Raw genomic sequence first — 12808 nt, 5'->3', positions numbered from 1 at the left:
ACAAGCTTTTATTTGCGGGATGCGCGCCACTGCTTGATTACGTCACAGCGTGAAATCTCCGGCAGGCGGGCTGAAGGTTGGGCTGTCAGGAAATTGTTGAGTCTGTTTATTGCAGCATATTGTACAGAGGTGCGGTGGATAAGGACGTTTGTCTTGCTGCTGCCCCAGTCCCATGTCTCCGTCTTCCATTTGTCAGGCGCGGCATAAACCAAGGCGAACAATGCTGCTGCACGCACTTTCGGGTCGGCAGCCTTCTCTAATTTGTACAGTCTCGCTATGGCTTTGCCTGCAAGTTCGTCAGCAGCGACAGGATGTTCCTCATAATGTGAGAAGCCATATTGCGAGATATACCAGCATTGTCCGAATCGGGAAGCCTGATACAATGCCACCGCCTCTTCAAGGGCTATTTTGTCTTTGCGGCTTTGTGAGGCAGACTTCGCCTCGTTGGCAAGCCTTATCATGTCATTGCAGAAATCCACTTTCACGTTGCGTTGCAGGAAGACAGGTTTCTGGGTCTCCTCATAATTGTTGTCGTTGACAGTCTGGAAACCGTTCCATGCAGGGATTTTATAGTTGCGCCGTGCGGCATAGAACGCTATTGCCTGACTGTTGAGGTACTGCATACTGACACGTTTAAGGTAGGGGAGAGCCTCTTCCCATTTCCCCTCCTGAAGGAGTTTCGTGCCAAGGATGTCGTTCTTGAAATCGTCAGGCAGTACAATTCTCGATGCAACATACCGGGCAAGAGGGTCCTCTCCGGGACTCTTAAGAGTATGGAACAGTTTCACAATGTCAGCAGACTTGTTCGGATAGATGTTCTGCATCATAGAGTTTAGGACATAATCCTTGTGAGCTCCCACATAGTTGCGGCACAATGCGACAAGGCGTGCCATATCCATGTTGTGCTGCCCCTCATAGTTCCTTGCAAGTCCGAGGTTGAGAATGCGGTCGCGAGCATTAGAAAGATAGTTTCCACCCTTGTTGTCTATCTCGCCGTCAAGCCACGCAAGCTCTTGGGTGATGAACGATTTGAACTCCGAAGAGGCAATGTCGTCCGACGATGTCGCAATAAGCATGCGTATGCGGCGTGCCATATCCTTTGTGTCACCGTCAGCCTTCATCGCCATGGCGTTGCCAATCCTTTCCTTTGCCTGTGCGTAATTGCCTAAGAAATAGGAGCAAAGTGCCGATGCCGTCTCCCACATGCACGGATTGACAGTGGCTTTCAAGTTTGCCACACTGTCGGAAAACGCAATGAACTCGTTGATTTCCTTCATGTAGTCCTTGTCAATCGGGGCATAAGCCTTGCCACTGATTTCGTGCCAATAGTAAGTGTACGCCTCCTCCCAGTTCGTCCCAAGGACAGAGCCGTAAGCCATTTCCTCCGCATTCCGGATTTTGCGGTGCAGATTGTCGTAGTACATGTCGACAACATCCTGCACAGAGTTGACATATTTCTCCAACAAGAACTTATGCACAGGTGCGTCGGGATAACGATCGTACAGCTCCTTTATTCCGGCAAGGTTAGTGTATTTCCTTGCACTCCACAACAGACTTTGACTGTCGTTCTGTCCGGCATAAATGTTCCAAGCATCCACTTTGTTGCCTGTGTTAAGAAGCGCATTGGCATAGACATTGCGCATCATCTCCTTGACATAGCCCGCAGAAGCCTTCTCGCCTCGTGTCCTCCACAAGGAAACATTCTCGGAATAATTCCCCAGCATCATGTTGGCACGCATCTCAAGCAGCAGCCACCTGTCCGCCAGCTGTCCGGATTTGTGCTGTCGGCATGCGGAAAGTATGTTGCCAAGCGTCTGCTTCCGCTTGGCAAGCTGCTCCGCTGTCGGGTAGTCCCAACTGTCACGTGAAAGCTCGTCGGACACGTTCATGTATTGTTCCAATGCATTTAGGTAACTGAGCATAGGAGCATCTTTCTTCGCATTGGCGGCCTCTTTCATTGCTGCCATGGAAGCCCAATACAACGGTTCTTCAGGGTTGCAGTATTCTTTCCAATATTTTTGGTTCTCGTCCTGAAAATAATTGCTGAACATGGGTGAACCAAAATTGTACATGTACCACCTTTCCGGTGCCGCCCATGCACAAGGATAAGCCTGAGAGACATTAAAAGCCAACAGACCTATTATAAATGTTTTCAAAGTCTTTGTAACCATAACGCTTTATATTATAGTTGTTCAAGTCAAAGAGTATAATCTCGTTTGCACATTCCGGACGCAAAGTCTCTATGGCATTCCGGCACGCCATGATGTCGTCCATAGAAGGTTGGCGCACCACAATCGTGTCCGATTGCAGGATAGGGAGCTCGCTGCGGCCATGCACAATGTCCACAAACCTGCCGTTGCGGAACAGCAATTCCCAACGGTAGATGGGATAAGCGGTGGCAAGCGGCAGCGGATAGTCCTTCAGGTGCTTAAGGTACGGCAGCACATCCTTTATGTCAAGGATAGGCTTCTCCTTGTCAATGCGGCGCATATCGCCGGTGTTATAGACCATAAGCACTCCCTTGTCGGCAGGGGGAGGGGCAGTGGCAAGCTGGTGAAGGCGTATGGTTGACGAAAGGATGATTCCTTCTGCGGCAGTCCTTTCCTTCAGAGATTTCATGAAATCAAAGAACCGCTGACGGGTGGACACTGTCCAGTCGCAGTCGATTTGTATCTCCCGAACCCGCCCCATGTCGTGCGTTTCGCTCATTTGCTTGATGCGCGTAAGAATCATTTTGCCCAGTTTTTGGATGTCGCAGTCCAGCGCATCGGGCAGGACAAACACAACAGGCACAACCTCCTGCGCAAGCCCTTCCGGCACGCTGTCTATGCGTATCGTGGCATTAGGCACAGGAAAACCTCCGGACACATCCTGCACAACATCGAAATATCTCACATAAATCTTCCCGATGTTGTGACTCCTGATGAAGTCCGCCTTTACGGAATCGATGTTAAAAGCTGTGTTCCAGTAGTAAACAGAGCGTACCGTGGTCTTGTTCTCTCTGTTTCCACATGCTGTGATTAGCAGCAAAAGAGAGAATAATATAGGTATGTATCTCAATTTCCAATGTGTCATGCCACTGCCATATTGTCCCGACAAGCGACTACTCTTTCCACCTTTTCAGGTTAGGGAAGAACTTTCGCATCTGCTCTTTCGCCTGTTCCTGTGTAAGATTCCAACCTGTTTGCTTGTTCATCTCGTCAGTGAATTGCGCACAATGCTCAATCATCTGCTCCATAGTCATGTCCTGTGTGAACTTGCCGTCCTTATAGCAATAGATGCAGTAGTCATCGTTAATGCTTCCGTCGGCATTCGTACCCTTGACTCCGTCGTTAAGCGGCATGCCGCAACTTTGGCAGAAATTCTGTTCCATGTGGTTTCCTTCTTGTGTCATGATGTTTTCTTTTTGTGTCCGTGCAGCAAGGATGCCGGGCGTTGTTTGTATGATTTTTTCATTTGACAGCCCTTGCGTCTGTCTTCCGGCAAAAGTAGTCATAATATCCGTAAATACTTGTGCCGTTGCTGAAAAAATAACTTTTTATAACATAGCGAGCAGCACCGCATCTGTCAGGTATTTTTTCGCTCATAACCATAGGATACCGTCTGTTTTGCGAAAGGTAACACTTTATGTGGTGAAAGGTATCACTTTACATGGTAAAAGGTTACCTTTTGTGTTGCGAAAGGTTATCTTTTGTTTGTATGGTGTTAAGTGTTTGGAAAATAGGTGGTTATGTAATTATTTATAAACCTTGTTAATTGCCTGTCAAAACTTTATTGTTTCTTTGTAAACCCTTATTGTTTTTGTCATGCAGATGTGCACTTTCTCTTTCATGGAAAAGCACTTTATTCCTCATGAATTTTACAAGACATCTATAAAAAATATAAATATTCGAGGCTGATTTTCTTTTGTCTCGTTTTTTTTTGTTACTTTTGTAGCGGATTATGTACCAATGGTACAAGGTCATGAAAGAGGAGTAAAAAAAACAATACTATAAAGTTATGAATACAGGAAAAATCGATGTCCTGCTCGGTTTGCAGTGGGGCGATGAAGGTAAGGGTAAGGTCGTTGACGTTCTCACACCGAAGTATGATGTTGTTGCACGTTTCCAAGGTGGTCCAAACGCCGGACATACATTGGAGTTTGAGGGACAGAAGTATGTCCTCCGTTCTATTCCTTCCGGCATTTTCCAGGGTGGAAAGGTCAACATCATTGGCAATGGCGTGGTTCTTGCGCCGGACCTTTTCATGGGTGAGGCTAAAGAACTTGAGAAGAGCGGTCATGACTTGAAGGAGCGTCTCTACATTTCAAAGAAAGCACACCTTATCATGCCGACCCACCGTATTCTCGATGCGGCTTACGAATCGCTGAAGGGCAAGGACAAGGTCGGCACTACCGGTAAGGGCATCGGTCCTACATACACTGACAAAACATCACGCAATGGTCTGCGTGTGGGTGATATTCTTGACGGTTTTGATGAGAAATACGCTGCCCACAAGGCACGCCACATACAGATTCTGAACTCCATAGGCTTCGAGTATGACGAGGCGCAGCTGGCAGAGACTGAGAAAGTGTGGATGGAGGGTATAGAGTACATCAAACTGTTCAATATCGTTGACTCCGAGCACACTGTCGGCAAGGCGCTCAAAGCCGGCAAGACAATCCTTGCGGAAGGTGCGCAGGGCACTATGCTTGACGTCGATTTCGGTTCTTATCCGTTTGTTACTTCTTCCAACACCATCTGTGCCGGTGCATGCACAGGTCTCGGTGTCGGCCCTAACAAGATAGGCGAGGTGTTCGGAATCATGAAGGCTTACTGCACAAGAGTAGGCGCAGGACCGTTCCCGACAGAGCTTTTTGACGAGACAGGTCAGAAGATGCGTGACATCGGCCATGAGTATGGAGCTGTGACAGGACGTGAGCGCCGTTGCGGTTGGATAGACCTTGTGGCACTGCGTTATTCAATCATGGTCAATGGTGTTACACAGCTTATCATGATGAAGTCAGATGTGCTTGACACATTCCCTACAATCAAGGCTTGTACTGCATACAAGGTGAACGGTGAGGAGACACGCGACTTCCCTTATAACATAGAGAAGGGCATCGAGCCTGTTTACACAGAGCTTCCGGGATGGCAGACCGACATGACACAGTTCACATCCGAGGATGAGTTCCCTCAGCAGTTCAAGGACTACATTGCATTCCTTGAGAAAGAGCTGGAGACACCTATCACTGTCATCTCCATCGGTCCTGACCGTGCCCAGACTATTGTCCGCAAGTAATCTTGAAGAAGCTAAAGTAAGATTATGGCACAGAAACCAAGTATACCAAAGGGCACTCGCGATTTCGGACCAATGGAAATGGCGAAGCGCAACTACATATTCAATACTATAAAGGATGTCTATGCGCTCTATGGCTTTCAGCAGATAGAGACTCCTGCCATGGAGAATCTGTCCACGCTTATGGGCAAATATGGCGAGGAAGGCGACAAACTCCTTTTCAAGATTCTCAATTCCGGCGATTTCCTCCATGGCATGACCGCTGAGGAAGTGGCAGGGACAAGCACGCTGAGACTGGCGGCAAAGTTCTGCGAGAAGGGACTCCGCTACGACCTTACAGTGCCTTTTGCACGCTATGTCGTGCAGCACCGTGAGGAACTTCAGATGCCTTTCAAGCGCTATCAGATACAGCCGGTGTGGCGTGCCGACCGTCCTCAGAAGGGACGCTACCGTGAGTTCTACCAGTGTGATGCCGATGTCGTGGGCTCTGACTCATTACTCAATGAGGTGGAGCTTATGCAGATAGTAGACACTGTGTTCACAAAGTTCGGTGTCCGTGTGCAGATTAAAATCAACAACCGTAAGATTCTGACCGGCATTGCCGAGGTGATTGGTGAGGCGGAGAAGATTGTAGACATCACTGTCGCTATCGACAAACTCGATAAAATAGGTCTTGACGCTGTCAATGAGGAGTTGCGCAAGGACGGCATCTCCGAGGAGGCGATAGAGAAACTGCAGCCGATAATCAAGCTCGAGGGCACTAATGACGACAAGCTCAATGTCATCCGCGAGGTGCTTGCGACAAGCGAGACAGGACTGAAAGGCGTTGAGGAGACGCAGTTTATCCTTGACAGCCTGAAAGGTTCGCTTAACAACGAGATACAGCTTGACCTCACTCTTGCACGCGGACTTAACTACTACACCGGCGCAATCTTTGAGGTGAAGGCGCTTGATGTGCAGATTGGCTCTATCACCGGTGGCGGTCGTTATGACAACCTGACAGGAATCTTCGGCATGCCGGGCTTGTCCGGTGTGGGCATCTCATTCGGTGCAGACCGCATTTATGATGTCCTCAACCAGTTGGACCTCTATCCAAAGGAGGCTGTCAATGCCACACAGTTGCTGTTCATCAACTTCGGAGAGAAGGAGACTGCTTACTGTCTGCCTGTCGCTGCTGCGGCAAGGAAGGCGGGAATCCGCACGGAGGTGTTCCCTGACAGTGTGAAGATGAAGAAGCAGATGTCGTATGCCAACGCCAAGCATATACCTTTCGTAGCCCTTGCCGGTGAGAATGAGATAGCGGAAGGCAAGCTGACATTGAAGAATATGACAACAGGCGAGCAGTCACTCGTAACTACTGAGGAACTCATTGCTGCAATTTCAGGCAAATGCTGATCGTGGTGCGAGTCTTGAACCTTATTCTCGGGTCGTTGTGGTAAAGGCTTGTAAGATAACGTTATAGCTTGAAAAAGATAAATAAAATGAGAAAGATAAAATTCATTTGCAGCATACTCTTTGCAGTGTGTCTAATTGTGCTCGTCTCTTCGTCAAAGCGTCAGACGACAGTGTTCATTATCGGTGACTCCACGGCAGCGGAGAAAGACATATCAAAAGGTTCTCCGGAGCGTGGCTGGGGCATGATGCTTCAGGGATGCTTCTCTGAGGACATTGTCGTCGACAACCATGCACGCAACGGCCGTTCCTCACGTTCTTTCAGGGATGAAGGCTTGTGGCAGAAGGTCATGGACAAGATAAAGCCGGGCGATTATGTGTTCATACAGTTTGGACATAATGACGAGAAGCATGACATCCCGGGCAAGTCGAAACGCTTTGCCAAACCGGGGACATCGTTTGACGCTAATCTTGAGCATTATGTCCGTGAGACACGTGAGAAGGGCGGCATACCTGTCCTTTTCAACTGTGTGGAGCGCAGACTCTTCTTTGATGCACGTCTGAAGAAGAATGATGCTGAAAAGACAGCGGAATTGTCGGCTGCGGAGAAGAAAGGTGCGGCAGATGATGAGGCGTTGCGTGACGTTAAGTACAGTGAGGAAGAGGTTAACACCGAGTATCTTGTGGCAACACATTATACAGAGGATGGTGATTATACCGCTGCTCCTTATCTTGTAGCCAAGCGACTCAATGTGCCTTTTGTCGATGCCAACCGCATAACGCACTGGATAGAGACAGAATATGGTGTGGAAGGTTCACGCAAACTGCACATGTGGCTTAAGCCCGGTGAGGTTGCAAGCATACCTAAAGGCAGGAAGGACAATACACATTATAATATATATGGTGCTCGTGTCGTGGCTAATCGCCTTGCTGACGCCATTGGTGAGGCTGTCCCTGCGCTGAAGGAACATGTCCGTCATTATGACTATGTTGTGTCAAAGGAAGGACGCGGCAACTTCTTTACCATAGAGGAGGCAGTCAAAGCCATTCCGGCAGGAAAGCAGGCGACAGTCCTGGTGCTTGACGGCACGTTCAAGAAGCCTCAGGCAGTAAAGGGCGTGAAGTATGAGATCCGCCCAAAGGCGGTGATAAAAAAAATAAGGTAAAACAATGTGTTGAACGGGGCAGGCTGTGTGAACGAACTTTCCCCGTGCCGATAATTAAGTGACAAAGACACATATATACAAACTTTCGCAGGCTTTCTTTATTTCCGTTTTTCTTATAAGTTGTTCCACGAAAGAACGCTTTGCAGAGGGAGAGATGGAGATAAAGAAAGTTCGTGTTGTTACTGATAATCCCAATATAGACACGCAGATGATGCGTAACTATGTGCGCCAGCTTCCGGGATTGGAGAACGGAAAGCGCTTGCATCATGCCTATGACTCTGTGAAGACACGTCTGACATGCGAGGATCTTGTCACGGCTCTTGCCAATCAGGGTTATCTTCATGCCGATGTCAGATCATCTGTCGTGGTGCGTCCGAAGACTGCCGGCAAGAGGAACCCTAAGTGTGAGGTGATTTATTTCCTTCATCCGAATGAGCCGTATATTGTGGGTGACATAAAATATGATATCCGTGATGCGCGCATAGACACACTGCTGCATGAGCTTCCGGTGAAAGACAGGATAATCAGACAAGGCAAACAATTCAGTGTGGCAGACCTTAACGCTGAGCGTTCCTTGATTTCCGGGTTTCTGCAAGACCGCGGATATTATAAGTTCAATAAGGAATTCATACGCTTTGAGGCAGACACGGTCAAAGGAAAGAATACCGTTGACCTGACGTTGCTTCTCCTTCCTTACCGTGCCAATAACAATGCGAAGGAAGAACCGCATCCATGCTACACGGTACGCAAGATAAACTATCTTCCCGGTGGTGGGGATGAGAAGGTCGTTTTGCGTAACAGTGTGCTGGACATCAGTACGGAATTGCGTGAGGGCGAACCATTCAGTGCGTCGGCATTGCAAGGAACTTACCGGCGTTTCTCACGCTTGCAGGCTCTGCGCTACACAAACATCCGGTTTAATGAGGTAAACGACACTTTGAAAACACTTCCTGATTCAATCGCTGAAGACGAGAATCAGGTTGCGGAAGATGACATTGTGCAGATGGATGCGGACGTGTCCGCGCCAGTGAAGTATGGACTTGACTGCGACATACAGCTTTCTTCACGCAAGCCAAACTCCATCTCGGTGCAGCCGGAAGGCACGAACACAGCCGGTGACCTTGGCGCGGCGGTGTCCCTGACATATTCTAACAGGAATCTTTTCCATGGGTCGGAGACCTTCTCCCTGCAGCTTCGTGGTGCTTATGAGGCAATAACACAGCTGGAAGGCTATAATGACAAGAACTATGTGGAGTACGGACTGGAATCCAAAGTGCAGTTTCCAAGGTTCATAGCACCTTTCATCTCCAATTCGTTCAAGCGCAACATACAGTCCACAAGTGAACTGAGTGTGGCGTATAACCTGCAGAACCGCCCTGAGTTCCACCGCCGTGTGTTCTCCACATCATGGGGCTACAAATGGTCGGAACCTAACCACCATACCAGTTACAAGCTGGACATGATAGACCTGAACTATGTCTATATGCCATGGATTTCAGAGACTTTCAAGGAGGATTATCTGGACTCCGACGACAACCGTAATGCAATCTTGCGCTATAATTACGAGGATCTGTTCATAATGAAGATAGGCTTCGGACTGTCATACAATAACGGAACAAACGCGTTAAAACTCAATGTTGAGACGGCGGGAAACATTCTCAACGGTTTTGCGAGTGCTTTGAATTTCGGCAAAAATAATGACGGGCAATATACCCTGTTCAATATCGCGTATGCGCAATATGTCAAGGGAGACTTTGATGCGACACATATAATGAAGCTTTCTCCCGGTTCCGAACTTGTGTTCCATGGCAGATTGGGCATTGCATACCCATACGGCAACTCCAAGATACTGCCGTTCGAGAAACGATATTTCTCCGGTGGAGCCAATTCCGTTAGAGGATGGGCTGTCCGTGGTCTCGGTCCAGGCAAATACGGAGGCAGTGACGGGCGCATAGACTTCATAAACCAGACAGGTGACATAAAGCTTGATTTGAACATGGAGTACCGTACCTTCTTGTTCTGGAAACTGTATGGCGCGGCGTTTATCGATGTTGGCAACATCTGGACAATACGTGAGTATGAGAACCAACCGGGAGGACAGTTCAAGTTCAATGAGTTCTACAAGCAGCTCGCTGTCGCTTACGGATTCGGTGTGCGTCTGAATTTCGGCTATTTCATCCTGCGTTTTGACTGCGGAATGAAAGCTGTCAACCCGGTATATACAAAGCGGAGTGAGCATTATCCAATCCTCTATCCGGATTTGTCGCGCGATTTTGCATTCCATTTCGGTGTCGGTTATCCGTTCTGAGATGTGCGTTGTCCATGCCGTGTGTAGAACAATGACAGCAATAAACGTTATTAGGAAACAAGTGAATGATGAAACAAAAGGTTATAATTTCGACATCTTTGGAACAGCATCTTGACGATGTCATCAAGGCAGTTTGTCCTGACCGCCTGTTTCTGCTGTGTGATGCGACCACGGCAGAGGTGTGCCTTCCGAAAGTAAAGGCTTTCGAATGCCTGAAAGATGCCGGTCTTATTGTGATAAAGGCGGGCGATTCCAACAAAAATCTGGATGCTATCGCCGGAGTTTGGGAAGCGTTGCAGAAGGGTGGGGCGACACGCCATTCCATGATGATTAATATCGGTGGCGGAATGGTGACTGACCTTGGTGGCTTTGCCGCTTCGACTTTCAAGCGCGGAATCCATTTCGTGAACATCCCGACAACACTCCTTTCGCTTGTCGATGCATCGGTAGGAGGCAAGACAGGCATAAACTTCGGAGGGTTGAAGAATGAGATTGGAGTGTTCAACACTGCCGATGTTGTTGTTCTTGACACGCAGTTCCTTGACACGCTCAGCAACGTTGAGATGCGTTCGGGCTATGCAGAGATGCTGAAACATGGGCTGATATGCACCTCCGGCGATGACGCTTCGGAGTCACGGAAGCGTATGTGGGCAGAGCTTATGGACTTTGACCTTGCGGCTCCTGACCTTCAGCAGCTTCAGCGCATGGTAGCGGAATCGGTGCAGGTGAAGGAACATATCGTGGAGATTGATCCATTGGAGCACGGTCTGCGTAAGGCACTTAATTTCGGACATACAGTGGGGCATGCTTTTGAAAGTTTCGGTATGGATTGCGGAAAACGCCTTGACGGCAAGCAAAACGGCAGTGTCAGCCCTGTCCCTCATGGCTATGCAGTTGCTTACGGTATGGTCTGTGAACTGTGGTTGTCATGTGTCAAAACCGGTTTTCCACAGGACATCATGCGCAGCACAGTACGGTTCATCAATGACTATTATGGCAAAATGATGATTTCCTGTGATGATTACGACACCTTGTTTGAACTTATGACCCACGACAAGAAGAACACCGCTGGGACAATCAACTTTACACTCCTCTCCGACATAGGAGGAATAGAAATCAACCAGACAGCCACCAAGGAGGAAATCTTTGAGGCATTTGACTTTTACAGAGAAAACTGATGAAGCAAGTTAGAGCGAAAAAACAACTCGGTCAGCACTTCCTGACAGACCTCGGCATAGCGCGCCGCATAGCGGATACCGTTGATGCGTGTCCCGATTTACCTGTCCTTGAGATAGGTCCGGGTATGGGAGTGATGACCCAATACCTGAAAGAGAAGCCGCGTCCTTTCAAGGTCGTGGAGATAGACAAGGAGAGCGTGGCGTATCTTAATGAGCGTTGGCCCGATTTTCAGCCGCAGATTATCAGCGGCGACTTCCTTCGTATGGACCTTCAAGAGGTGTTCGGAGGAGGACAGTTCGTGCTGACAGGCAATTATCCTTATGACATATCCTCGCAGATATTCTTCAAGATGCTTGACAACAAGGAACTTATACCTTGCTGTACAGGCATGATACAGCGTGAGGTTGCCTTACGTATAGCGTCTGAACCGGGCACAAAAGCCTATGGCATCCTTTCCGTTCTCATTCAGGCATGGTATGACACGGAGTATCTGTTCACTGTCGATGAGACGGTTTTCAACCCACCGCCAAAGGTCAAGTCGGCAGTCATACGCATGACAAGAAACGGAGTTACCGACCTTGGCTGTGATGAAGTGCTCTTTAAGCGTGTCGTGAAGACGGTATTCAATCAGCGCCGGAAGATGCTGCGCGTCTCCCTGAAGCAGATTTTCAATGGAGAATTGCAGGCACGGCAGGAGTTCTTTACCAATGAGATAATGACAAAACGCCCTGAGCAACTGACTGTACAGCAGTTTGTCGAACTGACAAATCTTGTTGAGGCAGAGCTTGAAGCCATTGCGAAACATTAATCCTGCAAAAGCGAAACAAAGGCATTGCTGAGAATAAACGACAACATAGAGACTATAAGCGAGGAAACTCTTCTTGCCGAGATGTCACTGTTGCCACAGTGGCGACAGGAAGCCTTGCGCTACAAGCATCTGACAGGGCGCAGGGAATCGGTAATGGCATTCCGTCTGCTGCAGGAGATGACAGGCATATGTGACTTGGAATTTATCATCGGAGAACATGGGAAGCCGTCGATAAAGGGACATCCGGAACTGCATTTCAATCTTTCCCACTGCAATAGTGCTGTGGCGTGTGCTGTCTATGATGCCCCGGTCGGAGTAGACATTGAAAGGGTAGGGCGTTACAAGCGTTTTCTGGCGGAGCGCACCCTGTCGGACGATGAGTTTCATCATATCCATTATTCCTCTCCGGACACATCCGTGCCACGTCCTTCTTCTGAGACCGACCTGCTGTTCACCGTCCTTTGGACAAAGAAGGAAGCACTCATCAAGCTCCTCGGGATAGGCATTGGCTCAGCAGAACATATCCGCAATGTCCTTGCTGACTATGACGGGAAAGTACTGTTTGACACTGTTGTGGACAAGAATGGCAGATATGTATGTACTGAGGCGCGTTTTTTGTCTTGTGCAGAATAAACAGAATATACAGAAAGAGCAGAATCGAGACAACTCCGATTCTGC

Annotated in this window: 9 protein-coding genes and 1 pseudogene; 7 read left to right on the top strand and 3 right to left on the bottom strand. The window is 48.5% G+C overall.

The genetic code is table 11. From position 1 onward, the window contains the following. Positions 1 to 8: 8 nt before the first annotated feature. The 3 genes and pseudogenes from HPS57_RS03510 to HPS57_RS03500 all read right to left on the bottom strand — a co-directional run. Positions 9 to 2156 carry a hypothetical protein gene (locus HPS57_RS03510; RefSeq protein WP_172180182.1) on the bottom strand — a complete coding sequence of 716 codons (2148 nt, stop codon included), beginning with the start codon at positions 2154 to 2156 and terminating at the stop codon, positions 9 to 11. Beyond that, complete coding sequence (locus HPS57_RS03505; RefSeq protein WP_172180180.1) at positions 2122 to 3075, bottom strand: hypothetical protein; 954 nt, start codon at positions 3073 to 3075, stop codon at positions 2122 to 2124. The genes HPS57_RS03510 and HPS57_RS03505 overlap by 35 nt, the downstream gene beginning before the upstream one ends. Before the next feature lie 31 nt (positions 3076 to 3106). After that, a pseudogene (locus tag HPS57_RS03500) lies at positions 3107 to 3373 on the bottom strand (zinc ribbon domain-containing protein); the annotation flags it as partial. A 626-nt stretch (positions 3374 to 3999) separates the two neighbouring features. On the opposite strand from HPS57_RS03500, the gene HPS57_RS03495 reads away from it, so the two are divergent. From HPS57_RS03495 to HPS57_RS03465, 7 genes are all read left to right on the top strand, one after another. Next, positions 4000 to 5280 (top strand): adenylosuccinate synthase, encoded by a 1281-nt coding sequence (locus tag HPS57_RS03495; RefSeq protein WP_172180178.1) that lies wholly within the window; start codon positions 4000 to 4002, stop codon positions 5278 to 5280. Between the two features lie 24 nt (positions 5281 to 5304). Continuing rightward, positions 5305 to 6672: a histidine--tRNA ligase gene (gene hisS, locus HPS57_RS03490; protein WP_172180176.1), complete on the top strand. Its 1368-nt coding sequence runs from the start codon at positions 5305 to 5307 to the stop codon at positions 6670 to 6672. Positions 6673 to 6758: 86 nt separating this feature from the next. Beyond that, a complete protein-coding gene (locus HPS57_RS03485; RefSeq protein ID WP_172180174.1) occupies positions 6759 to 7835 on the top strand; it encodes a rhamnogalacturonan acetylesterase in 1077 nt (358 codons plus the stop codon). A gap of 154 nt (positions 7836 to 7989) precedes the next feature. Beyond that, positions 7990 to 10143 carry a translocation and assembly module lipoprotein TamL gene (gene tamL, locus HPS57_RS03480; RefSeq protein WP_172180172.1) on the top strand — a complete coding sequence of 718 codons (2154 nt, stop codon included), beginning with the start codon at positions 7990 to 7992 and terminating at the stop codon, positions 10141 to 10143. Between the two features lie 68 nt (positions 10144 to 10211). Next, positions 10212 to 11321, top strand: a complete 1110-nt coding sequence (locus tag HPS57_RS03475) for a 3-dehydroquinate synthase (RefSeq protein ID WP_172180635.1) — start codon at positions 10212 to 10214, stop codon at positions 11319 to 11321. Next, positions 11321 to 12130 carry a 16S rRNA (adenine(1518)-N(6)/adenine(1519)-N(6))-dimethyltransferase RsmA gene (rsmA, locus tag HPS57_RS03470; RefSeq protein WP_172180170.1) on the top strand — a complete coding sequence of 270 codons (810 nt, stop codon included), beginning with the start codon at positions 11321 to 11323 and terminating at the stop codon, positions 12128 to 12130. Before HPS57_RS03475 ends, rsmA begins: the two co-directional genes overlap by 1 nt. 24 nt (positions 12131 to 12154) lie before the next feature. Then, a complete protein-coding gene (locus HPS57_RS03465; protein WP_172180168.1) occupies positions 12155 to 12763 on the top strand; it encodes a 4'-phosphopantetheinyl transferase family protein in 609 nt (202 codons plus the stop codon). Positions 12764 to 12808: the final 45 nt, after the last annotated feature.

It is taken from the genome of Palleniella intestinalis (genome assembly GCF_013166595.1).
Classification (GTDB): Bacteria; Bacteroidota; Bacteroidia; order Bacteroidales; family Bacteroidaceae; genus Prevotella; species Prevotella intestinalis.
The sequence above is the reverse complement of the archived record's forward strand: the minus strand, read 5'-3'. Positions and strand labels throughout refer to the sequence as shown.

Excerpts from the sequence above, each read along its gene's own strand:
- HPS57_RS03505 (WP_172180180.1), bottom strand. The coding sequence starts at position 3,075 with ATGACACATTGGAAATTGAGATACATACCTATATTATTCTCTCTTTTG.
- HPS57_RS03495 (WP_172180178.1), top strand. The coding sequence starts at position 4,000 with ATGAATACAGGAAAAATCGATGTCCTGCTCGGTTTGCAGTGGGGCGAT.
- hisS (WP_172180176.1), top strand. The coding sequence starts at position 5,305 with ATGGCACAGAAACCAAGTATACCAAAGGGCACTCGCGATTTCGGACCA.
- HPS57_RS03485 (WP_172180174.1), top strand. The coding sequence starts at position 6,759 with ATGAGAAAGATAAAATTCATTTGCAGCATACTCTTTGCAGTGTGTCTA.
- tamL (WP_172180172.1), top strand. The coding sequence starts at position 7,990 with ATGGAGATAAAGAAAGTTCGTGTTGTTACTGATAATCCCAATATAGAC.
- HPS57_RS03475 (WP_172180635.1), top strand. The coding sequence starts at position 10,212 with ATGAAACAAAAGGTTATAATTTCGACATCTTTGGAACAGCATCTTGAC.
- rsmA (WP_172180170.1), top strand. The coding sequence starts at position 11,321 with ATGAAGCAAGTTAGAGCGAAAAAACAACTCGGTCAGCACTTCCTGACA.